The following is a 23,137-nucleotide window of genomic DNA, read 5'->3' as shown; positions in this document are numbered from 1 at the left end:
GCTAATTATTTAAATCAAATTTTTCTAGGTGATTGCTAAAATCTGTCTTTACTCTACTATTATATTTATTTTCAATTTCATTTCTACTTTCGTTAAAAATCACTTTTGCTTTAATGATGGCATCATTCCAAGAAATTGCATTTTTTATATCTAAATTAAAATAAGGTTGATCATCAATATACTGTAAATCTTTAGCAATAATTTTTAGTATCCCACTGTCTTCAGAAACTTCTAATATTAAGCCTGGCAAATTAGCGAATTTACGTGGCCCATCAGGTATATTAATTTCAGTAGTAAAATATACAGTATAATCCCTTCCTTTGAAAAATGTTTTTGCCATATAACATTTATAATTTAAAATTGTTTTAAAAACTGTGTAATCAATTTTCCAATCAAATTCTAAATTTTCTTTAACCACAGTTTTTTTAACATAACTAATGTTTGAATTGGAATAAACTACATTTTCGTTAAAATCTTTTACAAATTCCTCTTTATAATCTGTAAACACACCTCCTATTTGATTCTTTTCGCTAATCTTTGCAGTTTTTGGATCAATTTCTTTTGTATAATTTATAAATAAAGATTTTTTTGTATCAACTTTATACTTTAATTCACTCGGAAAAGTGTCATCAAAGTATTTTGTTTGATATTTTACATTTAATATTTGTTGGGCATGTAATACTCCAACAAAATTTAAAACAACAAGTAGTACACATTTAACACTTCTCAAGTCCATAGAATTTAAATTTAAAAAAACCGTTTTAAATATTAAAACGGCTTAAAATAAATATTAGCAATTACAATGCTGATATTGTTGCTTCCTTCTTTTGAGCATCTTCCGCTTTTTTCAACTCATCAATTGCCATTGCTCTTGCAGTATCTTTAGCTTCGCCACAATTTGCAGCTTCTGCACAGTATTGATTTCCTCCTGCTACTACACACCATGTGCACCAAATAGCATCAGAATTATCGTTCTGTGTAGGTAAAACAAGATCTGCATTACTTGCACTCATCGTACCAGCAATTCCTAAAACTGCGATTAATAATAATTTTTTCATAATAAAAATATTTGCTGGTTAATAAGTGACTAAATTAAAATTATGCAACTTTTTCTAATAAATAAATCTAATTTATTGATATTTATTATCATTCTAAATAAATATTATATTTTCCGTATCTTTACTATTCAATAATGTATTAACCACAAATTTAATTTAAATGGAAAACACCAATAAATGCACATGCAACTGTGAAGGTTGCAAAACTGGAAACTGCAAAAACTGCACTTGTACCAATTGTACTTGCGAGAATTGCAAGTGTGAGAAGTAAGTTTCTCTAAAAGCAGAAAGAAAATAGCAACTTTAATCAGTTGCTATTTTTCTTTGTAGTTTAAGAGGGTAAATCATTCAATTAAAAATATATTATTTAACGAACTTATGATCTTCCAAAAATATTTTCACTTTACCTACTTGTTTTAGATAATTTTTTTGGCAAATTACAGAATATGCAAGTCCACTGAAAAGAAATACTAAGAATAAAAATCCTAGAACAATATTCAAAGTTTCCATCCCATTAAAATTATAAACAAGCATGTTTTGTAAAGAAACAGAATCATCAAAGATATATCTGAAAATATTGATGAATGGCGAAAGTGTAATGACGAACCACATAATTCCGTCTTGATGCAAGGTTAAAATATGAGCTGGATTGTTCTTTGGCAAGCGAAAATCTTGGTAATTTTTGATATAATTGATAATGCAATATAAAATCGGTAGAGAAATTAGTACTATAAATACAATTTGAAAAATTGTTTTATTGGCAAAATTTGCCAGAAAAATTATTACCAAAACATAAGGAACAAGAATCTTCATACTTTCTAGTATATTAGACCTCACAATTTGTTTACTCATTTTCCGCATAAAATCTGTAGAATCCATCAAACTCGTTTCGCCTTTCCAAGATAGCGTGAGTTCTTTTCTCCAAGATTCTTTCACGCTCTCAAAACTTTTCTCAAAACTATAACTCTGCTCTTTCTGCAAATCCAAAATCTGCGATATAAAATGATCTTGCACTTCAATAAGAATATCAATCGGCAATTTCTTGGCTAAAAGATATTGGGTGATTTCGGATTTTTGGGGATCGTTCATGATAATAATACTTTTTTATTGTTGAAATTGGAATATAGCAATTGAATTTGTGTAACTACAGCGAAAGCCGCAAGTGAAATGTTTTTACTCAAACCTAAAATTAATTCTGGTACAGTAAAATTTGCAGGTAACATAGAAAATATTAGAAATGGAAGAATATAACCTATCAATATTATTTTCAAAATTAAAGGATGAAAACCAATGAATAAATAATCTCTAAATTTCAATTTTTTCTTAATCAAAGATAAACCGAAAAGAAAAAGTAGAATCGCACTTAAAAATATCACGAAGAAAACTCCCAAATCTGGAAAGATAAAATTTATTCCTAATATGATGGGTAGAAATAATATCGAATTTAATAAAACTTTATTAAGCCTCTTATTTACAATTCTCTTTTCAATTACAGTTATTTTTTTGAAAGATAGAATATCCGCTTTTACCATTCTCAATTCTCCCATCCAAAGTATTTTGGTTTGTAGAAATGCTTCTTCAAAATCTATATTTTTAGAAAGCATCAATTGTGATATTTGCACCACGAAATGATCACTTACTTCTAAAAATAAATCCGACTGTAGTTTTTTTGAGGCTAGGAAATTTCTAATGTCTCTTATTTGTGCTTCTGTAATCATCGTTTTAAATATTAAAAATAGTTTGTAAATTAAATAGATAACTTTTCATTTCTTGCTCTTGCGAAATTTGCTGGCGTTTTCCTTTTTCTGTGAGCAGATAATATTTGCGATCTCGTCCGTTTACATTTTGCATCTGAGAATAGATGATGTCGTCACTTTCGAGTTTGTGCAAAAGCGGATAAAGCGCACCTTCCGTCATTTCTAGTTCGCCTGCAGTTAGTTCTTTTGCACGTTGCGTGAGTTGATAACCGTACATTTTCACTTCTGAAGCGAGCAATTTCAAAATAATATTTTGAAGCGTTCCTTTGTATAATTCGTTCTTTTTTTTCATGCCTAATTTTCTTATGCATAACAAATGTATGCATAATTTTGTTAGGTATAAAAAAAATTTGTAGTTTAAAAATTAACTAAATTAAAATTATACAAATCTTTATATGAAATATTTAATGTTGTTTAATATTTATTTACTTTCTAAATAAATAATACTTTCCGTACCTTTACTATTCATTAATTCATTAACCAAAATATTACCATTATGGAAAATACAAATAAATGCACATGCAACTGTGAAGGTTGCAAAACTGGAGAATGCAGAAACTGCACTTGTACCAATTGTACTTGCGAGAATTGCAATTGTGGTAAATAAATTACACACAAACATACAATAAACCTAAACCATCAAGATTATAAAGCTTGATGGTTTTTTATTTCAATTAAATTATCTATTTTAATCAAAAATCCAATCAGTGTTTCAAAAAATCCATCCGTTGTATTTTCTATTTTTAATTTGCGCTTTTTTTTCCTGCAAATCTGAAACAGAAAAAATTGCCCAAAAAACCATATCTCGATCCGCAATAATTGATTCTACCGTCAACAGTTTTCAAAAAAAATTATTGCAGACCCAAATCGATTCTGTGTTTTCAAAATATCAATTTAATGGTTCAGTTTCCGTTATTAAAAATGATGAAATTCTCTATCAAAAAGAAAATGGTTTCGAGGATTTTAATTCTAAAAAGAAACTCGATGAAAATTCTGTTTTTGCAATCGCTTCTTTAAGCAAACAGTTTACCGCTGCTTTAGTTTTGTTGCAAGAAGATCAAGGGAAATTGTCAACAGAAGATCAAGTTTCTACATATTTGAGTGATTTTCAAACCAAAGAATTTCAAAATATTACCATTCAGCAACTACTCAACCATACTTCTGGATTGAGTGATTTTGGAAACGGTCTACATTCTAAACCTGGAGAAAAATTCAAGTATTCCAACAAAGGATTTCGTTTATTAGGAGAAATCATCGAAAAGGTTTCGGGTAAATCTTATGATGAAAATGTACAAGAACTTTTTGAAAAAGTACGTATGAAGAATTCTTTCACCGCAAATAATTTTAACGGAAAAAATTTTGCAAGTGCGTTTACAGGAAATTCTAAAAACTTTCAAGAAGTGGAAAATATGCCGAAAAGATTGGCAAAAAAAGAAATTTCTGTTCCTGCAGGAGGAATTTTATCGACCGTTTCAGATTTGCATCTGTGGAATTCGGCTTTATATTCTGGCAAAATTTTAAAACCAGCATCTTTAAAAAAATTCATGGAAAAATCTTCAGATAGAAAGCATCAGATTCTAGGGAAAATGGGTTACGGTTTCGGAATTATGATGAATTTAGGAAAGCCAGAAGCGTACTTTCATACAGGTTATGTGAAAGGCTCGCCTTCTCTAAATATCTATTATCCAGAAACTCAAACATCCGTCATTATATTATCTAATATCGCCGATAAAAGCAAAGGCAAATTTTTCATTTTTAAACCACATAAAGAGATTAAACAAATTACAGATGCAATTCAAATTTCAATAATCGAACTTAAAAAAGATTTGCTAAAAAAGAATTCTACAGAATAATTACCATAGTTTCATCAAAATACTTCTATCATTTTCCCTCAACTTCCACTTTAAATTTTGGAGGATTAACCAACTGAATTGTCGTAGATGCAAAACCAATTTCGCCATTTGTAGCTTCTATTTCCTTTAAAATTTTCGTAAAAAGCAGCGTTTTTGTTGCCCGCCTTTTTTTGTAACTCACCACGTATCTCAAGGTAAATTCTACCCAATTATCATTCGCAATTAAGGAAACCATTGGTTCTGTTTGCGAGTCTTCTAATTTGAATGTTTTTTGCAAGCTTTTCCATTTTATTTTACTTTGTTCGGTAAGATCTCCCGCTATTTCAACCCCAATATTTTCTAAAATTTGTGTGGTTTTATCATAATTACTACCGTATTGAATGGGGATTTTTATCTCGTCCCATAAAAACGGAAAATCTCCAGAATAATTGAAAACGGGTTCTTTGAAAACATAACTATTGGCAATCATCACAATTCTCCCGTTGTACAAATCTCCATCTACCCATTGTCCGGTTTCCATAATGGTGGTTCGCAAAACGCCAATATCCATCACATCGCCTTTTATACCGCCTAATTGTACACGATCTCCAGTTTTGTAAAAACCACCAAACATAATGCCGAGCCAACCTGCAAAAGATGCAATTACTTCTTGCAACGCAAAAGCAATTCCTGCACCTGCAACACCAAGAGTTACGGTTAATCCGCCCAATTTATCGCTGAAAATTACAGTGAGAAGTATAATCGTTAAAAAGTAACCCAAAAAAGTGGCCGCTTTTTTCGTGCGGTAAAGACTGTCATTATTTTGAATTTTTGAAATGATTTTTTTCTGAATAAAATTGAGAATCGCCCAAATCAATGCGACTCCAATAAATACCGCCACAAATTTCCCGAATATTGGATTAACTAAAATTTCTCTTATTTCCTGTTCCATTTTTATTAATTTATACGTGGCAATTGTCTGTTTTTTTTAACACAAAAGAAACAATAGGTACTGCTCTACAATACTTAAAAATTACCATAAGTTACACGACATAAGCACTTTATATTATGTTAGCTTTGATTTTTCTTATTTTCAATAATTATCTTTTGTTCCTTTTGTGGTTTTGATACAATTTTAAACAAGCTCTTAAAATTAGCGTATATTTTTCATTAAAACTCAAACTCCCCGATCAAAACTCCATCACCATTTCCTTCTTTAGATTTTTTTTGCTTTTGAAAAACTACCAGTTTTCTTTCTTGTTTTCCAGTTGCATAATTGATGTAAATCTCCGCCAATATTGCTGTTGGACCAGAAATACTGACTTGATTTTCGCCAAAGAAATTGGTTTCTATCTTATATTTTCCCTTAATGGCTTTTTTCAGTAAAAACTGTTCTGGACCGAAACCACCAGTAAAATCGTCACTCAATCTTCCACCAATTGCAGTTTGTTTATGAGAGTACATGCATTTTTCTCCGTTCGGATCTGTAACCCAGAGATCAATATCCGTATTATCTTTGTTCCAATTCAATACTACACGGATGTTTACAGGCAAATCTGCAATCAATTTTGGGTTTATTTTGCTTAAATTTAATTTGCCTTTGTTTCTGGAAATTAAAGAATTGAGTTCCATAATGATGGTTTCTTCTATTCCATCATCACGATTTGCCAATTCTTGAGTGTAAGATTTTGTGAGAATTTGGTAAAGATAATCCAAGGCTTCCTGCGGTTTTCCATCGTCTTCCAAAGCCAAAGCGTAATCTCTGTAACTTTGCGGATCCATTGGTCTCCAATCTAGAATTTTTTTAGAAATCCAAACTTGTTTATCGTTGATATTTTGCTCCTTTAATTTGTAATAGAGAAGTTTATACAATTCTTCATTTTCTATATCCAAATCTGCCACGGAACTCAACACTTTTAATCCTAATTTTTTGTCCTTTGCTTGAAACAAAATTTTAGAAATATCTAAATAATAACTTGGCGTTTGAAGGTAATTTTTTCTTTGAATTAAATATTCTGCGTAAATACTTTCAGCAGTATTTAATTTCTCAAAAGATTTCATGTATTCTTGATCAGATTTTACATCAATGGTTGTGATTTTTCCTTTGGCAATAGAAACATTCACACCTCCAATTTTTCCCTCCATTACATTTAGTACATTCGCATTTGGTCTGCTCATAGTTATTTCACTAGAAACTGTTCTAGAAGCAGAAGCTGTTTGGCGCCTGCTTTCAGATCTAGTATAACCCTGTACCACAACTTCTTGCAATTCGGCACGACTTTCATTTTCTGTCACTCTATCTACAGAAGGTGGTGGTGGTGGACTAGAGCTATAATCTGCATCACTAGAATATACAACCATTTCTTCAATATTTTGCGTTCTAACACTATCATTCAAAATTATTTTTGACTTAGGTTGCGGATATTTTTTTTCATTTTTAAATTCTGTATTCCACCATTTTTTTAAATTTTCCGTCATGTTTTCGGCTTGTTTCATCAAATCTGTCATTCGCTTATCTCGCAAATCGGCACCAGATTTCATCATCACATCATATTCTTTTCGCAATTCTGCTGGAGGCAAAATTTCATAACGCGCATAATCTTGCACATTTTCCATAACGATCAAACTCGTATTGTTGGTTGCAATTCCAAATTGTTTTCCGAGATTATTGATTTCTTCTTTATTTACATCTTCAAATAATTCTAATTCAGAAATCTTTTTTTGTGCCCAAAATTTGGAAATATCCCAATCTTTGGTCGTAGATTCTTTACTATTAAGAAATATCATTTTTTCCACAACTGGCGTATTTCCATAGCCGAAAAGCAAATTTACCGATGTTTCATCAGTATCAGAAATTCCAGTAATCACTAGATTATCTTCTGCATTTTGTGGCAATTTTGGATATACTTCTGCTAAATTATGATTGTCTTTAATACCTAAAAACTTTAAATTTTGAAAAAGCAATTTTCTAACTTCCTGATTTGGATGGTTTTGATGGATATTTAATAATTCACCACCTGATTTTAAACTTATAAATTTCAGTTGGCTAAAATTGGCTTTTGGGGAAGAAACAATCGTATAAACTGGCTTATTAAAGTTAAAATTGAAGTCTCCAAAAGATGAAAGTCCATCGGAAAAAAGCAGATATTCATCAACATTTAAATTTTTTAATTGACTGAAATCTGTTCCACCATCATAATTTACATTGTTTAAATAGGTTTTTAATTCTTGCCAATTTCCATTATTTATTTTGAATGTTTTACGCTCTTCAAATTCATTATTAATAAAGGCCAATTGCACAGTGATATTCTTTGCAGCTTTAAAATATTCATCCAAAAGTTCGAATTCTTTTGCATGATCTCTTTGCAAACCACTTAAAGAATTGTCCCAAATAATTCCCAGCGTTTCTGGCATTTTCTTCGCTTTTGAAATAGAATTCACAGGAACATTTGCCAAAAAATAAAAATTATTTCCGCTCGCTTTTTGCATTAAAACAGAACTTTCGTTTTCATTTTGCGGAAGATTTATTTTTAAATTGCCTGTTGTTTTATAATTTGATTTAGAAATTTCTGCCACCCAAACGTTTCCATTTTTAACGAAATCAAAACTGCCATCTGGTTTCTCTTCCAATTTTGGAGTATTTATTTTTTCAAACACAGATGTTTTTAAATTGAAATTGGGAATTGCAGATGTATAATCCAGAGGCAAATAATATTGCAGATTATTTTCAACTTTTTTTAATATTTGATTATAAGTAATCTGAACAGTACGCTCGCTATTCGGATTGATGGGGTAAATTCTGGTACGGAAATTATTGCCTTCTACTTTTTCCAGAATTCCTGGATCTACATTTCTTTTTTCAATACTTTCAAAAACCTCTTTCGCTTTCGCCTTCTCTACAGGAACTGCATTTCGTAATTTTCCATTGATATCCAAAGCATATCCGCTCACAGAAACGCCTTCTGGCAGAGGAAAAGTTAATCTTCCTTCCATTATTCTGCTGGTATTATTCCGAAAAACCATGGTTGCTATTGTAGTAGAAATATTGCCCGTTATTTTCACGTCATAAGATAATTTTTGCAGTACTACATTATTACTTACTTGATAGTCTCCACCTTTGAGAGGAGTTTCTATAATAGGTATTTGCGCAAAAGAAAATTGGAAACTCAGGATTAGCAAAAGCAGAGCAATTGGATTTTTCATCTGTAGGTTTTAAGTATTTATTAAAGATAAGAAAAAAGTTAAATATCATTAATTTTCCTTTGTTGAATTTAAATGCTGTTATAAATCCTTATTTTTACCGAATGCAAATAGAAAAAATAATTTTGGGAATAGATCCAGGAACTTCCATCATGGGATTTGGTTTAATTTCAATCATTAAAAAAGAAATGAAATTAATTTCTATGCATGAATTGATTTTGAAAAAATATCCAAACCACGAGACGAAACTTAAAGTTATTTTTGATAAAACCTTGGCATTGATAGACGAATTTCATCCAGATGAAGTGGCGCTTGAAGCACCATTCTTTGGCAAAAACGTGCAATCTATGCTAAAATTGGGCAGAGCGCAAGGAGTTGCAATGGCAGCATCTCTGCATAGAGACATCCCGATTACAGAATATTCTCCAAAAAAAATAAAAATGGCCATCACCGGAAACGGAAATGCGAGCAAAGAACAAGTTGCAGGTATGTTGTTGAATCTTTTTCAACTAAAAGAATTTGCCACAAAAAATTTGGACGCTTCTGATGGATTGGCTGTTGCAGTTTGTCATCACTTTAATTCTGGCACCGTTTCTACGGAAAAATCTTATACTGGTTGGGAAAGTTTTGTGAAGCAAAACCCCGATAAAATAAAATAAACGCTCAATATTTTCCAGATATATTTTTTTTTGCTAAAATAATTTACTATTACTTGGCAAAACCTAATACTATTTGTAACATTGTTGTAAAATGGAACACCAATTGATAATATGTACAAGATGGAAAACTCGAAAATTAAAATAAATCATAAAATATATTGGTTTCAAAAATCACTATTAATTTTTAGTGGTGGTAATCTGCACATTCTAAGAAAAACACCAAGTGAATGGAATAAGTTCGCGGGAATTGGTGGTATAATTCTGTTTACCGCGGTATTTGCCACGCTTTCTGCAGGCTATGCAATGTTTACAATTTTTGATAGCGTCTTGGCATCTGTTGTATTTGCAATTTTGTGGGGATTGATGATTTTTAATTTGGATAGATACATTGTTTCATCCATAAAGAAAACTGGAACTTGGTGGAATCAGCTATTGATGGCAATTCCGAGGTTGATATTAGCCGGTTTTCTGGGAATTGTGATTTCTAAACCTTTGGAGTTGAAAATTTTTGAAAAAGAAGTTAACAAACAATTAAATACCATTATCCAAAGAAATAAAACACAACTTCAGAAGGAAATGAATGGCAGAATTCTACAACAATCTACACCTTTTGAAACAGAAAAAAAGCAAATTTCTGAAAAAATTGCAGCCTATCAAATGTCTTATGATAGCGCAAGTGTAGAATTAGAAAAAGAAATTCTGGGAAAGCAAAGCGGATTAACTTCTGGTAAAGTTGGCTTTGGAACCAACGCAAAACGAAAAGCGGAATTAAAAAATCAACGCTTACAAGATTTGGAAAACTACCGAAAAACAATGCAACCTCGCCAAGATTATTTAGACAAAGAAATTTCTAAAGTCTACACAAATATTGAATCTGAACGAAATAAAACCGAAAAATTTGAAGATGGATTCAATGGTTTTGCAGCAAGACTGCAAGCTTTGGATGAGCTTGGAAAAGAGACGCCGATAATGGCAGTTGCTTCTATGTTTATTTTAGGATTATTTATAGCATTAGAAATTTCGCCCGTTTTGGTGAAGCTAATATCTGCAGTTGGACCTTATGATCATCTTTTAGAAAAAACCGAAAATGATTTTCGACTTTATGCAAAAGAAAAAATTGAGAAAGGGAATACTTTAACGGATTTTCGGATTGAGGATTTTAAGAAAAATTTAAAATAGATTTGAAAGAAATATTTTAATTTACAGATAATTTCAAATTAATACTTTGCGTAATATTTTTTGTAGAATTATAAATTGTATTGCAGACTTCACCTTTTAAACTATAATTTCCTTTTGGAACAACTAAGAAATTTTTGCCATTTTTTGGTATTGGTAACGTGTAATTTTTAATCCCAAATATTTTAATAATTACATCGCAATTGCTTTCATTTTCAATTAAAATAGCTGCAACCGTATCTTCTGGACCATCATTTAAAAACTGATTTGCGGCGGCAATTGCTCTAGCTTTTCTATCTACCGCATCTATTATCATCAATTCTTCAAAGCTCTCCTCTTGTGAAATTGGATCTGCTCTGTATGGATAAGAAACCGACTCGCAACTATTTAAAATTGAAAGAACTAGCATCATTAAAAATATAAAATATTTCCTCAAATTTATATGGAATAATTCGGTGCTTCTTGTGTGATGATTACATCATGAGGATGAGATTCCTTCAAACCACTTCCAGTAATCTGCACCATTTTTCCGTCATTTTGAAGGGTAGAAATATCTTTTGTGCCGCAATATCCCATTCCAGCGCGAAGTCCGCCAATTAATTGAAAAATAACTTCCTCTAATTTTCCTTTGTGTGGCACTCTTCCTTCTATACCTTCTGGTACAAATTTCTTGGCTTCAGATTGAAAATATCTTTCTTTTCCACCACGTTTCATAGCAGAAAGACTTCCCATTCCTTGGTAAGCTTTAAATTTTCTACCTTGATACAATATTTCTTCACCCGGAGATTCATCTGTTCCTGCCAAAAGCGAACCGAGCATCACTGCTCCTGCTCCACTTGCGATTGCTTTTACGATATCACCAGATAATTTAATTCCTCCATCTGCAATTACGGTTACATTTTTTGTTTTGGCATATTCATACACATTATAAATTGCAGACAATTGCGGAACTCCAACTCCGGCTACAACTCTTGTTGTACAAATAGAACCAGGACCAACACCAACTTTCAAAACGTTTGCGCCAGCTTCTATTAAATCTTTTGCAGCTTCTGCTGTTACGATGTTTCCACCTATCAAGTCCAAATCTGGATAGGCTTTTCTTATTTCTCTTATTTTATCTAAAACACCTATAGAATGTCCGTGTGCAGAATCTATCGCAATAATATCTACTCCCGCATCTACTAAAGCGGCAATTCTATCCAAGGTATCTTCGCCAACTCCAACTCCTGCACCAACTATTAATCTACCGTCTTCGTCTTTGTTAGCATTCGGATATTCTAGTTGATTATCTATATCTTTTATGGTAATTAAGCCAACTAATTTAAAATTTTCGTCTACTATTGGTAATTTTTCAATTCTATTTTCTAGCAGAATTTGCTTTGCCGTTTCTAAAGTTGTATGCTTATCAGAAGTTACCAAATCTTTGGTAGACATCAATGCTTCTACCTTTATATCTAAATTTTCTTGGTATTTTACGTCACGATTGGTGATGATTCCTATTAAATAATTATCCGAATCTACAACTGGCAATCCAGAAATTTTGTAATTCGCCATCAATGCTTTTGCTTCGCCCAAAGTATGATCCTTGGAAAGTGTGATAGGATCTGCAATCATCCCATTTTCCGAACGTTTTACTTTGTTTACTTGTGCAGCCTGTTCTGCAATCGTCATATTTTTATGGATAAAGCCAATACCTCCAACTCTTGCAATCGCAATCGAAAGATCTGCTTCTGTTACGGTATCCATTGCTGCAGAAACGATGGGAATATTTAAGGTAATTTTATCTGTTAGTCGAGATTTTAAAGAAACCTGATTAGGTAAAATCTCTGAATAGGAAGGGATTAATAGAACATCATCAAATGTGATTGCTTGTTCTACAATTTTGTCTTGAATTGGCATAAGGCACTTTCTTTGCGAAATTAAGGTTTTTTAATTAGAATTGGAAATTATTTTAGAATAATTCAAAGCTCAACATCTTTTTTAGCCACAAAAGAAACAAAAGTTTTCTGCGTAAATTCAGTTTGGCAAAAACCGAAATAAGCAGAATCTTTTTATTATCGCTAATTTTTCATATTTGAAATTCTCACACAATCGCTAATCTTTTAACTTTTTTATGATTAATAATTCTCATAAACAAACTCCATGATTCTTTTATCTTCATCTGTAAAAGCAATTTTTCTACGAGACATTGCCATTTCTGCAACCTCGTAGGCTTTGTCTAACCTGAATTTTTCGTCGCCTTTCATTCCACCCCAGGTAAAATTCTCTATTAAATTTGGTGGAAATCCAGATTTAAAAATATTTGCAGCCATTCCTACTACAGTTCCAGTGTTTAATTGTGTATTGATGGCAGTTTTAGAATGATCTCCCATAATTACACCTGCAAATTGTAAACCTGTTTTTCGGTAAGATTTTGCTTTGTAATTCCAAAGTTTTACTTCGGCATAGTTGTTTTTAAGATTGGAAGAATTTGTGTCTGCTCCCAAATTGCACCATTCGCCGATCACAGAATTTCCAAGGAAACCATCATGTCCTTTATTAGAATAGCCAAAAACTACAATATTATTTACTTCTCCGCCAATTTTGCAATGCGGACCGATGCTTGTTGCACCATAAATTTTTGCGCCCAAATTAAATTTAGAATGATCTCCCAAAGAAATTGGACCACGAAGGTTGCAACCTTCCATCACTTCTGCATCTTTCCCGATGTAGATTTTTCCGGTTTTACAATTTAAAGTAGAAAATTCTACACTCGCACCTTCTTCTATGAATAAATCTTCTGCGTTCCCAAGAAAACCATTCGTCTCGGAAAGTTCTTGTGATGTTTTGTTTTTTGTTAATAATTCAAAATCGAAATTGATGGCGTTTTCATTGTAGGTGAATAGATCTGCTGGTTTGGATACAAAGATTAAATCTTCTTCAATATCCGTCATTTTTGAAATATTGTTTAAACTAAATTTTTCGATATCAATTTTTGTAGCAATCAATTCATCTTTATAAACCAATGCTTCTCCGCACTTTAAATCAATAATATCTTGAACGACTTTTTCCGTTGGCAAGAAATTTGGAACTAAAAATAAAACTTCGCCAGATTTTGTGCCTGGAAATTTTTCTTGCAAATAATCTTGGGTTAAATAGAAACAATCCGTTGCATTCAACAATTTTTTCCAACGTTCTGCGAAAGTTAAAATTCCAAATCGCATTTCTGCAACAGGTTTTGTGAAAGTAAGCGGAAGAAATTCTTCCCAATATTGAGCGTCGGAAAATATAATTTTGATAGACATTTTGATAAAAGATTTTTAGATAATAGACTTTGAAAATATCAACTTACAGCAAATTTAAACAAAAAAAACCTCTCAAAAAATTTGAAAGGTTTGTATTTTTTACAAGAAGTAAAAGATTATTTAGTGAATTTTTTGTATTTATTCATAAATTTATCTACTCTACCTGCTGTATCTACTAATTTTGTTTTCCCTGTGTAGAATGGGTGAGAGCTAGAAGAAATCTCCATTTTGATCAATGGATATTCTTTACCTTCAAATTCTATGGTATCTTTCGTGTCTGCTGTAGATTTACATACAAACATTTCTTCGTTACTCATATCTTTGAATACTACTTCTCTATAATTTTCTGGGTGAATTCCTTGTTTCATTTGTAAATTTTTAAATTTTTATTTGTCAAATGTTATCGCTTATCTTATGATTGTATTTGATTTTAAATCATTTACAGCGATCTCATAATTTTTGTTTTAATAAATTTTGCTTTAGAAATAGTAATGGCTAATTCTTCTGGTAAATTTTAGAGTGCAAAAATAAGAATATTTTTTGACACCACAATAAACTTTTTTAATTTTTGAATTAAATTTGCTGTACTATTTTCATTAACTTTACGTTTTCAATTATTAATGCACCCAATGAAATATAAAATAATCCTCGCTTTTTCATTCTGGACTCTCCTATTTGCAGTTTCTTGCAACCGAGACGACATCAGTTTTGAAAGTCCTTCGCAGGCTTTGAGATTTTCTACAGACACTGTTTTTTGCGATACTGTTTACAATCAAGTTCGATCAGAAACTTATGCTGTGAAGGTTTTTAACGATGAAGATAAAGATATTTTAATCCCAAATATTTCTTTAAGAGATGGAGCAGGATCTTTATATAAAATTAATGTGGATGGAAAATCAGGATTTTCTTTTGATAATGTTGCCTTAAGAAAAAAAGACAGCTTGTACATTTTTGTAGAAATTGCACCAACCGCAAGTGTACCAGAAGCTATAGCAGAAGATCAAGTTTTATTTAAACTTCCTACTGGAGAGCAGAAAGTTACCTTATTTTCTGTGGTTCAAGATGCAGAATTTTTTGTAGAAACCCCCGGAAATCCAAATGTTTTGAATGGAAATGTGAATTGGAATAATACCAAAGCAAAAATCATTTATGGAGATTTAACGATTTCCAGTGGAAGCACACTGAATATTGGAGCTGGTACAAAAGTTTATTTCTTTAAAAATTCTGGAATGAAAATTTCCACCGGTGCATCTTTAAATATAAATGGTGATTTGGGGAGCGAAGTTATTTTGAGAGGAGATAGAAACGATCCTAAATACGATACATTGCCAAAAAATTGGAATTCTATTGATTTTGCAATAGGCTCTACTTTAAATATGAACTATGCTAGACTTTTCGGTGGTACAAATGGTCTGCAAATGAACCAAACCAATGCTACCATCAATAATACCATCATTCATACTTTTCAAGAATCTGGAATTTTTGCCATAAATTCTACCATTGTTGCAAAAAATCTGGTGATGAATAATTGCGGAAATGCAGACGTTACCATTCAAAAAGGAGGAAATTATGATTTCACACATTGTACATTAGCTAATTATTGGGACAATCTTGGTACTGGAAATGTATTATTCGCAAGCAATTCATTTATTAATGAGAATGGACAAACAGAAAACGGAGCATTAAATTTAAATATTAAAAATTCTATCCTGTGGAACAATAAATCTAATGCCGTAGTGCTAAAACCAACAGTAGGACAAGTTTTCACCTACATCGTCCAAAATGCTTTGCTGAAATATGAAACATCTGCTGCAGGTTTCAATTTTACAGGAAATCCGCAAATCGTATCTTCTATTATTAATACAGATCCTTACTTCACAGAATTTAATATACCGGCAATGAATCTGAAACCAGCTTTTGATTCTCCAGCAAAAAATAAAGGAAATCCTTCTTTTGCAGCGAGCATTCCTTTGGATATTTTGAAATTGAGCAGAGCTTCTAGTAATCCTCCTCCAACTTTAGGAGCGTATCAATAAAAAGATGAGAAGATGAGAGATGAAGAGATGAGAGAATTTGAAACCTGAAATTTTAAAATGATAGATAAAATTATTTATTTACTTGAAGAACTTAAAGTGAATTATAACAAGGATTTACTTGAAAAAACTTTAACATGTATTAATGAGGAAATAACCGTCAATGATCTTTTAGAAGAGAAGGTTAAAATAAGAGAGGCGATAAATGGGCAGCAAGAAGAATTCTATAACGCATTAGCATTTGAGTTCGTTCAAGATTTGAATGAATTTCCCGAAATGTATTTTATGGTTTGGGAACCAATGCTATACTTTTTCAATGAATATACAAATGATGTTTTTTTTAAAACTGCCCTAGAATTTGCTCACGACTCAAACGCAACTTCCTATCTTAATGGTTTGTTGCAATTGGAAAAAGGAAATTTTAGAATAGCCCTTGGATATTTCAATTCAATTGATCATTTGGTGGCTTGTTATTTTACTGCAATATGCTATTTGGAAGAAGAGAATTATCATAATTCGATAAAACAAAATGAACAGTTATTAAAATATTTAGGTTCTTTTACTATTCCTGGAAATGGTATTAATCTTTTAAATTACCCTGGTATTTTAACGTTACAGTGGAACATTCATAATGATATAGGCTATGCTTATAATAGAATTAATGATTTAGAAAACGCATTGAATTGTTATAAACGGTCGTTGGATATATTCGATTTAGAATCAAATTACGAAATAAATCATATTCATCTCATAGATGACAAAGTGGATGAGTTTACATTGTTTGCAAATAATTATCTCTTTTCATTAGAGAAAACTAGAGATTTACAAAAGTGTTTGAATGTTCTCGATTTTATAATAAGCAAATATCCATTAGAATTCTATTATAGAAAAAAGAGAAAAAATTTACAATTGCAGATTTCTACTAAATCAGAATCAGAATATGTTTTCAATCAAATATTTAAGCCAAAAAAACCGTTTAATATTGTTTCGTTCCAATCAACTAAATTAATTTCAAAAGAGAAAAATTTAGAAGACATGATAGTAGAGCAAATAAAATTCGGCTTTAAAGTTTTCAATAAATCTTTGGAAATTTATCAAGATGAAAACATTTTCGGAAGACAATATGTAATACCTGAAATCAATGGTCGTTTAGATCTTCTTTTGATTGATAAGGAAAATGACCAATTGTACATTATAGAATTAAAAAGAAACGAGTGCGGTATTGAAGTTGTTGAGCAGATCGAAAAATATATTGAAGCATTATCTATTCATTTGAATAAAAAAATTAAAGGTATAATTTGCTTACACAAAACCAACAATGAATTGACAGAACTCGTCAAAACGAATAATAGTATTGAATTATTTACCTATAATTTCGAATTCACTAAAGAAGATTAATTTTCATTTTTATTTATTCCATTATCTATCCGTCTATTCTCTAAAAATCTTTTTCTATGGAAATCACAGCACTTCAAAAACAAGTAGACGATTGGATAAAAACCGTCGGTGTTCGCTATTTTAATGAGCTTACCAACATGGCAATGCTCACAGAAGAAACAGGAGAAGTGGCGAGAATAATTGCGAGAAGATATGGCGAACAAAGCGAAAAAGAATCTGATAAATCGAAAGATCTTGGCGAAGAATTGGCAGATGTTCTCTTTGTAACTTTATGTTTAGCGAACCAAACGGCCGTTAATTTGCAAGAAGCTTTTGACAAAAAAATGAAAGTAAAAACAGAAAGAGATAAAGACAGGCATCAAAATAATGAAAAATTGAAATAATTAATATTTTGCAGATTTTGTGAGTATATAATGCGGATGAATTGCACAAAAGCAGCCCCAAAATTCCTTAAATCTACGAAAGAAAAAAAATAAAATAATCAAGCAGGTTTCCAACAGAAGAATTAATTAATGATATTAAAAAAATCCAAACTAATCCCAAATCAAACCATCACCATCACAGGTTCGAAAAGTATCTCGAATAGACTATTAATTTTGGAAAAACTCTATGAAAACATCCGGATTTCTAATCTTTCTAATGCAGAAGATACTGTTCTTTTACAAAAAGCTTTAGAGAAAAACGAGGAGATTGTAGATGTGCATCATGCAGGAACGGCAATGCGATTCTTAAGCTCTTATTTTGCAATAATGGAGGGAAAAACCACCATTCTCACGGGTTCTGATCGTATGAAAAAGCGACCGATAAAAGATTTGGTCAATGCATTACGAGATTTGGGAGCTGATATAGAATATCTAGAAAAAGAAGGTTTTCCACCATTAAAAATCGTCGGAAAAAAAATTACCAAATCGGAAGTAAAAATTTCTGCAAATATTAGTAGTCAATTCATCACTTCGTTACTTTTGATTGGCGCAAAATTAGAAAACGGCTTAAAACTAGAATTGGAAGGTAAAATTACTTCTTTACCTTACTTAGAAATGACTACAAAAATTTTGAAAGATGTAGGCATTGATTATCATTGGATAGAAAACATCATCTCTATTGATAAGAAAACTGAAAATTCACAAGAAAGATTAATATTTTACAAAGTGGAAAGCGACTGGAGTTCAGCATCCTATTTCTATTCCTTGTGTGCAGTTGGAAGACAAACAATTTCTTTAGAAAATTTTAAAAATTACAGTATTCAAGGAGATTCCAGATTGAAAGAAATATTTTTAAACAATTTTGGCATTAATACAATTTCAGATTCTGGCTCAAATGAAATTTCGCTTTCCTTTTCGAATTCTTTATTTTCTTATCCAGAAATCATAAAATTAGATTTGAATGATTGTCCTGATATAGCACAAACGCTTTGCGTGACAGCTGCTATTTTGAAAATACCTTTTTATTTTACCGGTTTAGAAACTTTAAAAATAAAAGAAACCGACCGCCTTTTAGCACTGAAAATTGAGCTAAAAAAAATTGGTTGTATCGTAGAAATTACGGAAAACAGCATCCGTTCTGTAGCATTTTGCCAACCAGAAAACAATATTTCAATCGCTACATACAATGATCATAGAATGGCGATGAGCTTTGCACCGTATTGTTTAGTAAATGAATTACCCATTGAAAATTCGATAGTTGTAGAAAAATCTTATCCAGATTTTTGGAAAGATTTGCAAGCCATTACAGAAAACCTAAATTAGCAATTCTAATTATAAATAAATGAAAATCTCAAAATTATACCTCTTTCCTATCGCATTATTAATGCTTTCATCTTGCAAAATTTCCGTTAATGCACTGGAAAATGCAACCATAACAACTGCTACAACTACCCCAAAAAATATTGCTTTAAACGGAAAAATCTACTCCGCAGTTTGGCAACAAAATTCTGGCGAATTTATGGCTTTATCTTACCAAGCATACAATATTGCAACATACAGACTAGACGAAGCTCTAAAAATGAAAAAAGGGAAACCTTTGGCAATCATCACAGATGTAGACGAAACTTTTCTAGATAATTCACCTTATGCGGTTACAGAAAGTGAAAAAGGAAAAGACTTTAATGATGCAACATGGGCAAACTGGACGGCGAAAGCAAATGCAAAAGCATATCCTGGTTCGCTAGATTTTTTCAAATATGCTGCTTCCAAAAATGTGAAAATTTTCTATATCACAAACAGAAATGAAAACGACAAAGCTGGAACTTTGAAAAATTTGAAAGACCTCGGTTTTCCAAATGCAGACGAGCAATATGTGGTCGTAAGAAGCACAACTTCTGATAAGGAAGAACGCCGCAACGCAGTTTTGAAAAACTATAATGTCGTGTTGTATTTAGGAGATAATTTAGGGGATTTTGCGAATATGTTTTATAAAAAAACACAAGCAGAACGCAATCAAAACGTGGAAAACAATGCAGATTTATTTGGCAAAAAATTTATTATGCTGCCAAATTCTGGCTACGGAGATTGGGAATCTGCAATGCCTGGTTTTAATTATAAATTGACACCAGCACAAAAAGATTCTGTTATTTTGAAAAATGTTGTTGGGTATTAATTTGAGTTTTGGGTTTCGTAAAATATGAATATTTCAAAAAACTTATTTTCTAGTTTAAACAAAATTTCAAAAAACTTTATTATAAGTGTTTTGGTTTGTTGTATTATGATGAATATTTTTGAAATAATTGGAATTATGAAATTAATAATTTTGAATTTCGTCGTTATAACATATTTTCAACTATCTATATATGCTCATTGATTTTGAGTATTAAATTTGAGAATTATTTTTCGACTACTTTTTTGCTTATTTGCAATTTTTCATATTCTTATTTTTTCTATAATAATGAACTAACTTCACATTTAGAAAACGATACTTCAGTTCTAACCAGTTTAGCAGATTTTTTCGAGCAACCATTTAGATTTATTTTACGTAAATTTTTTTTGAATATAGTTTTATAAATACTATATTAATTTGGATAATAATTATTCCTTTTAGAATTCGAAAATTCTTTTTTAAATCATAAATTTTGAAATAAAATGACCATAATAATCACAGGAACTTCTACAGGAATTGGTTTTGCTTTAGCAGAATATTTGGGCAAAAACGGACATCAAGTTTTTGGATTGAGCAGGAAAGTGGTTGATAGCAAACATTTTATTTCTATTTCTACAGATATTACAGATAAAGCTTCTATAGACCATGCAATTTCTAAAATCAACAATGATGTTCCCGAAATAGATGTACTCATCAACAATGCTGGAATGGGAATGGTAGGTTCTGTAGAAGATGCAAAACAAGAAGAAATTTTAAAATTATTTAATCTAAATGTAGTTGGTTCTGTACAAATGATGTCTGCTGTTCTTCCAAATATGCGACGACAAAAATATGGTAAAATCATCAATATTTCCAGTATTGGCAGCGAAATGGGTTTGCCTTTTCGTGGATTTTATTCCGCATCAAAATCTGCCTTAGACAAGATAACGGAAGCCATTCGCTACGAAGTTTACCCTTGGAATATACAGGTTTGTAGTTTGCATTTGGGAGACATTAAAACAGATATTGCGGAAAGTAGAGTGAAAAGCGAAGTATCTGAACCTTATAAAAAGGTATTTGACAAAGTATATTATTTGATGAATTCTCATGTAAAAGACGGTGCAGAAACGCGAGAGGTTGCAGAGTATATTCAGAAACTTCTGAAAAAAAGAAATTGGAAAGCACACTATTATTTCGGGAAGTTCGGACAAAAAATTGGAGTTCCTTTAAAATGGATTTTACCCCAAAATTGGTATGAAAATCTAATGAAAAAATACAATAAAATGAATTAATATCTGAAATGTAAATCGAATTTTAAAATTCTATTCATAAAATGACAGGTATAATTTTAGAGGTAGATTAATTATTAATCATACAATCACAACAAATTTCTCAATAAACTTAGATTTTATTCGTTTAGAATAAATAAACATTCGTAAAATTTGAAATTAAAATTCTACCTTTTTTTCTTGATACTATTTTGCACTTTCGCACAGGCGCAAAAAAAAGAATTTTGGTTGATTGACACTCAAACTCAGAAAATAAAAATTGTAAAAGATTCAACTTCTGCAGTAAAATTCTTGGATTCTTTGGCGCAAAGTAACTATTTCTTTGCACAAGTAATCCATGTGAAAAAAGAAGGCAATCTTACCAAAATTCAATTTGATAAAGGTAAAAACTACAATCAAACTTATGTACAAATTACTGATAACGACAGGCAAGAACTTAATCTAGATTCTGAAATTTATACAAAAAATTTAGATTCATTAAAAAAAACAATTAACAAAAAATTTATAGCTAAAGGATTTGCCTTCAGTAGAGTACAAAGTAAATATTTGGGTACAAAAAATGGAATTCCCATTGTTGAATTAACCTTCAATAAAAATGATAAACGAACAATAAATGGTTTTGTTTTCAAAGGTTATGAAAATTTACCTTCTCGTTTTGTGAAAAATTTAAATAAAGAATTCCAAGGAAAAATTTATGATGATAAAAATTTATTATCAATAAATAATCAATTGCAAAATCATCCATTTTTGGCATTAGATCGCCCTCCTCAATCCTTATTCACAAAAGATTCTACACAAATATATCTTTTTACCCAAAAGAAAAAAACCAATAGCTTTGATGGTATCATAGGATTTGGAAATGATAAAACTGAAAAATTCACCTTCAACGGAACCATCAATGTAAACTTCAGAAATGTTTTTAATGGATTTGAAACGATTAATTTATATTGGCAAAAAAATCCCGATCAAGGGCAGACATTTAACCTCCAAACAGATATTCAATATTTTTTAAAATCGAATATTGGTTTGAATGTAAATGTAAATATTTTTCGGCAAGACTCTACTTTTGCCAATGTAAAACTTTTGCCATCCGTTTATTATAATTTAAGCAGTCGCCAAAAAGTTGGTTTGCGAGGCACATTTGAAACTTCCGTGATTCTAGATTCCTTGTATACGCAAGGTAGAGATTACACGAAAACCGGCGCTGGAACGTGGTACCAATTTCGAGAAGCATCCGATGTAGAGTTGTTTCAAAATAAAACCAATATACGTGCAGAAGCAGATTTTTTAACTATAAATTATGCGGATGAAGAAAGCAAAGGACAGCAAATGCGCTATTTTCTGTCTGCGGAAAGAAATGTGCATATTTCTGGGAATCATTATCTAAATTTAAAAGGAGAATCTGCTTTGATGAGTTCTAAAAATGAATTTTCTAATAATGAATTGATCCGTTTTGGTGGTTGGAATTCATTACGGGGCTTTAATGAGGAATCTCTTTATGCAGATTTTTACTATTATGGATCTGCCGAATATCGATATTTGGTTGGTGAGCAAGCATTTTTCGATACTTTTCTCCAATACGGAAAATTGAACAATAAAAATTTGGGCGTAAATCCAGAATTATATAGCGTTGGAATTGGTTTTAATTTTTTTCTACCAATAGGATTAATGAGTTTTCAAATAGCTAATGGAAACCAATTTAGAAATGAATTTCGTTTTGGTGACACCAAAATTCACTGGGGATTGTTGAGTAGATTTTAGATTCGAAAAAAAAAATTGTTTTAATTCAGCAGATACAATTTCATTTTGTTTTCATATTCTGGTTTTGTAGCCAGGAATTTCCAGATTTTTTTGTCTTCTGGGTTTGATATTCTGTAGAA

General features: G+C 31.1%; 21 protein-coding genes. 10 read left to right on the top strand and 11 right to left on the bottom strand.

The features are described from left to right. Nucleotide 1: 1 nt before the first annotated feature. The 5 genes from HNQ03_RS13210 to HNQ03_RS13190 all read right to left on the bottom strand — a co-directional run bounded on the left by HNQ03_RS13210 (nucleotide 2) and on the right by HNQ03_RS13190 (nucleotide 3,107). A complete protein-coding gene (locus HNQ03_RS13210; RefSeq protein WP_173780165.1) occupies nucleotides 2-736 on the bottom strand; it encodes a GLPGLI family protein in 735 nt (244 codons plus the stop codon). A 61-nt stretch (nucleotides 737-797) separates the two neighbouring features. After that, on the bottom strand, nucleotides 798-1,058 hold the full coding sequence (locus HNQ03_RS13205) for a hypothetical protein (RefSeq protein ID WP_173780164.1): 261 nt from the start codon (nucleotides 1,056-1,058) through the stop codon (nucleotides 798-800). A 363-nt stretch (nucleotides 1,059-1,421) separates the two neighbouring features. Continuing rightward, nucleotides 1,422-2,147: a hypothetical protein gene (locus HNQ03_RS13200; RefSeq protein ID WP_173780163.1), complete on the bottom strand. Its 726-nt coding sequence runs from the start codon at nucleotides 2,145-2,147 to the stop codon at nucleotides 1,422-1,424. Next, a complete protein-coding gene (locus HNQ03_RS13195) occupies nucleotides 2,144-2,776 on the bottom strand; it encodes a hypothetical protein (protein WP_173780162.1) in 633 nt (210 codons plus the stop codon). The genes HNQ03_RS13200 and HNQ03_RS13195 overlap by 4 nt, the downstream gene beginning before the upstream one ends. A gap of 4 nt (nucleotides 2,777-2,780) precedes the next feature. Further along, complete coding sequence (locus HNQ03_RS13190; protein ID WP_173780161.1) at nucleotides 2,781-3,107, bottom strand: PadR family transcriptional regulator; 327 nt, start codon at nucleotides 3,105-3,107, stop codon at nucleotides 2,781-2,783. A 562-nt stretch (nucleotides 3,108-3,669) separates the two neighbouring features. Here HNQ03_RS13190 and HNQ03_RS13185 point away from each other — a divergent pair. Beyond that, complete coding sequence (locus HNQ03_RS13185; protein ID WP_226927518.1) at nucleotides 3,670-4,668, top strand: serine hydrolase domain-containing protein; 999 nt, start codon at nucleotides 3,670-3,672, stop codon at nucleotides 4,666-4,668. Nucleotides 4,669-4,696: 28 nt separating this feature from the next. Here the strand turns inward: HNQ03_RS13185 and HNQ03_RS13180 are convergent, their stop codons facing one another. Together HNQ03_RS13180 and HNQ03_RS13175 are read right to left on the bottom strand one after the other, a co-directional pair. Continuing rightward, nucleotides 4,697-5,599 carry a mechanosensitive ion channel family protein gene (locus HNQ03_RS13180; protein WP_173780160.1) on the bottom strand — a complete coding sequence of 301 codons (903 nt, stop codon included), beginning with the start codon at nucleotides 5,597-5,599 and terminating at the stop codon, nucleotides 4,697-4,699. A gap of 218 nt (nucleotides 5,600-5,817) precedes the next feature. Next, the gene (locus HNQ03_RS13175; protein WP_173780159.1) at nucleotides 5,818-8,850 is read right to left on the bottom strand and encodes a VIT domain-containing protein; all 3,033 of its coding nucleotides are present in this window, start codon (nucleotides 8,848-8,850) and stop codon (nucleotides 5,818-5,820) included. Between the two features lie 101 nt (nucleotides 8,851-8,951). On the opposite strand from HNQ03_RS13175, the gene ruvC reads away from it, so the two are divergent. Continuing rightward, nucleotides 8,952-9,506 (top strand): crossover junction endodeoxyribonuclease RuvC, encoded by a 555-nt coding sequence (gene ruvC, locus HNQ03_RS13170; protein WP_173780158.1) that lies wholly within the window; start codon nucleotides 8,952-8,954, stop codon nucleotides 9,504-9,506. 120 nt (nucleotides 9,507-9,626) lie between these two features. Next, the gene (locus tag HNQ03_RS13165) at nucleotides 9,627-10,685 is read left to right on the top strand and encodes a DUF4407 domain-containing protein (protein WP_173780157.1); all 1,059 of its coding nucleotides are present in this window, start codon (nucleotides 9,627-9,629) and stop codon (nucleotides 10,683-10,685) included. A 16-nt stretch (nucleotides 10,686-10,701) separates the two neighbouring features. On the opposite strand, the gene HNQ03_RS13160 is transcribed toward HNQ03_RS13165, so the two are convergent. From HNQ03_RS13160 to HNQ03_RS13145, 4 genes are all read right to left on the bottom strand, one after another. Then, nucleotides 10,702-11,094 (bottom strand): DUF6759 domain-containing protein, encoded by a 393-nt coding sequence (locus HNQ03_RS13160; RefSeq protein ID WP_173780156.1) that lies wholly within the window; start codon nucleotides 11,092-11,094, stop codon nucleotides 10,702-10,704. Nucleotides 11,095-11,120: 26 nt separating this feature from the next. Next, nucleotides 11,121-12,581, bottom strand: coding sequence for an IMP dehydrogenase (guaB, locus tag HNQ03_RS13155; RefSeq protein ID WP_173780155.1), 1,461 nt, complete (start codon nucleotides 12,579-12,581; stop codon nucleotides 11,121-11,123). A gap of 218 nt (nucleotides 12,582-12,799) precedes the next feature. Beyond that, nucleotides 12,800-13,966: a putative sugar nucleotidyl transferase gene (locus tag HNQ03_RS13150; RefSeq protein ID WP_173780154.1), complete on the bottom strand. Its 1,167-nt coding sequence runs from the start codon at nucleotides 13,964-13,966 to the stop codon at nucleotides 12,800-12,802. A gap of 116 nt (nucleotides 13,967-14,082) precedes the next feature. Beyond that, the gene (locus tag HNQ03_RS13145; protein WP_173780153.1) at nucleotides 14,083-14,334 is read right to left on the bottom strand and encodes a type B 50S ribosomal protein L31; all 252 of its coding nucleotides are present in this window, start codon (nucleotides 14,332-14,334) and stop codon (nucleotides 14,083-14,085) included. Nucleotides 14,335-14,595: 261 nt separating this feature from the next. Here HNQ03_RS13145 and HNQ03_RS13140 point away from each other — a divergent pair, with 261 nt between their 5' ends. The 7 genes from HNQ03_RS13140 to HNQ03_RS13110 all read left to right on the top strand — a co-directional run bounded on the left by HNQ03_RS13140 (nucleotide 14,596) and on the right by HNQ03_RS13110 (nucleotide 23,018). Then, the gene (locus HNQ03_RS13140) at nucleotides 14,596-16,002 is read left to right on the top strand and encodes a hypothetical protein (RefSeq protein WP_173780152.1); all 1,407 of its coding nucleotides are present in this window, start codon (nucleotides 14,596-14,598) and stop codon (nucleotides 16,000-16,002) included. 57 nt (nucleotides 16,003-16,059) lie between these two features. Beyond that, nucleotides 16,060-17,397, top strand: coding sequence for an endonuclease NucS domain-containing protein (locus HNQ03_RS13135; protein WP_173780151.1), 1,338 nt, complete (start codon nucleotides 16,060-16,062; stop codon nucleotides 17,395-17,397). 56 nt (nucleotides 17,398-17,453) lie between these two features. Beyond that, nucleotides 17,454-17,780 carry a nucleotide pyrophosphohydrolase gene (locus tag HNQ03_RS13130; protein ID WP_173780150.1) on the top strand — a complete coding sequence of 109 codons (327 nt, stop codon included), beginning with the start codon at nucleotides 17,454-17,456 and terminating at the stop codon, nucleotides 17,778-17,780. A 129-nt stretch (nucleotides 17,781-17,909) separates the two neighbouring features. After that, the gene (locus HNQ03_RS13125; RefSeq protein ID WP_173780149.1) at nucleotides 17,910-19,142 is read left to right on the top strand and encodes a 3-phosphoshikimate 1-carboxyvinyltransferase; all 1,233 of its coding nucleotides are present in this window, start codon (nucleotides 17,910-17,912) and stop codon (nucleotides 19,140-19,142) included. Between the two features lie 19 nt (nucleotides 19,143-19,161). After that, the gene (locus HNQ03_RS13120) at nucleotides 19,162-19,992 is read left to right on the top strand and encodes a 5'-nucleotidase, lipoprotein e(P4) family (protein ID WP_173780148.1); all 831 of its coding nucleotides are present in this window, start codon (nucleotides 19,162-19,164) and stop codon (nucleotides 19,990-19,992) included. Nucleotides 19,993-20,471: 479 nt separating this feature from the next. Further along, complete coding sequence (locus HNQ03_RS13115) at nucleotides 20,472-21,260, top strand: SDR family oxidoreductase (RefSeq protein ID WP_173780147.1); 789 nt, start codon at nucleotides 20,472-20,474, stop codon at nucleotides 21,258-21,260. 225 nt (nucleotides 21,261-21,485) lie between these two features. After that, a complete protein-coding gene (locus HNQ03_RS13110) occupies nucleotides 21,486-23,018 on the top strand; it encodes a BamA/TamA family outer membrane protein (protein ID WP_226927517.1) in 1,533 nt (510 codons plus the stop codon). Nucleotides 23,019-23,137: the final 119 nt, after the last annotated feature.

The sequence above is a fragment of the Frigoriflavimonas asaccharolytica genome (assembly GCF_013294015.1).
Lineage (GTDB): Bacteria > Bacteroidota > Bacteroidia > Flavobacteriales > Weeksellaceae > Frigoriflavimonas > Frigoriflavimonas asaccharolytica.
Note: the sequence above shows the minus strand (reverse complement) of the source record. Positions and strands in the feature narration are given on the sequence as shown.

Bases quoted from the DNA above. Each gene is read 5' to 3' on its own strand.
- HNQ03_RS13130 (WP_173780150.1), top strand. From the start codon at position 17,454: ATGGAAATCACAGCACTTCAAAAACAAGTAGACGATTGGATAAAAACC.
- HNQ03_RS13200 (WP_173780163.1), bottom strand. From the start codon at position 2,147: ATGAACGATCCCCAAAAATCCGAAATCACCCAATATCTTTTAGCCAAG.
- HNQ03_RS13115 (WP_173780147.1), top strand. From the start codon at position 20,472: ATGACCATAATAATCACAGGAACTTCTACAGGAATTGGTTTTGCTTTA.
- HNQ03_RS13175 (WP_173780159.1), bottom strand. From the start codon at position 8,850: ATGAAAAATCCAATTGCTCTGCTTTTGCTAATCCTGAGTTTCCAATTT.
- HNQ03_RS13180 (WP_173780160.1), bottom strand. From the start codon at position 5,599: ATGGAACAGGAAATAAGAGAAATTTTAGTTAATCCAATATTCGGGAAA.
- HNQ03_RS13145 (WP_173780153.1), bottom strand. From the start codon at position 14,334: ATGAAACAAGGAATTCACCCAGAAAATTATAGAGAAGTAGTATTCAAA.
- ruvC (WP_173780158.1), top strand. From the start codon at position 8,952: ATGCAAATAGAAAAAATAATTTTGGGAATAGATCCAGGAACTTCCATC.
- HNQ03_RS13195 (WP_173780162.1), bottom strand. From the start codon at position 2,776: ATGATTACAGAAGCACAAATAAGAGACATTAGAAATTTCCTAGCCTCA.
- HNQ03_RS13160 (WP_173780156.1), bottom strand. From the start codon at position 11,094: ATGATGCTAGTTCTTTCAATTTTAAATAGTTGCGAGTCGGTTTCTTAT.
- HNQ03_RS13140 (WP_173780152.1), top strand. From the start codon at position 14,596: ATGAAATATAAAATAATCCTCGCTTTTTCATTCTGGACTCTCCTATTT.
- HNQ03_RS13150 (WP_173780154.1), bottom strand. From the start codon at position 13,966: ATGTCTATCAAAATTATATTTTCCGACGCTCAATATTGGGAAGAATTT.
- HNQ03_RS13125 (WP_173780149.1), top strand. From the start codon at position 17,910: ATGATATTAAAAAAATCCAAACTAATCCCAAATCAAACCATCACCATC.
- guaB (WP_173780155.1), bottom strand. From the start codon at position 12,581: ATGCCAATTCAAGACAAAATTGTAGAACAAGCAATCACATTTGATGAT.
- HNQ03_RS13135 (WP_173780151.1), top strand. From the start codon at position 16,060: ATGATAGATAAAATTATTTATTTACTTGAAGAACTTAAAGTGAATTAT.
- HNQ03_RS13120 (WP_173780148.1), top strand. From the start codon at position 19,162: ATGAAAATCTCAAAATTATACCTCTTTCCTATCGCATTATTAATGCTT.
- HNQ03_RS13165 (WP_173780157.1), top strand. From the start codon at position 9,627: ATGGAAAACTCGAAAATTAAAATAAATCATAAAATATATTGGTTTCAA.
- HNQ03_RS13205 (WP_173780164.1), bottom strand. From the start codon at position 1,058: ATGAAAAAATTATTATTAATCGCAGTTTTAGGAATTGCTGGTACGATG.
- HNQ03_RS13210 (WP_173780165.1), bottom strand. From the start codon at position 736: ATGGACTTGAGAAGTGTTAAATGTGTACTACTTGTTGTTTTAAATTTT.
- HNQ03_RS13190 (WP_173780161.1), bottom strand. From the start codon at position 3,107: ATGAAAAAAAAGAACGAATTATACAAAGGAACGCTTCAAAATATTATT.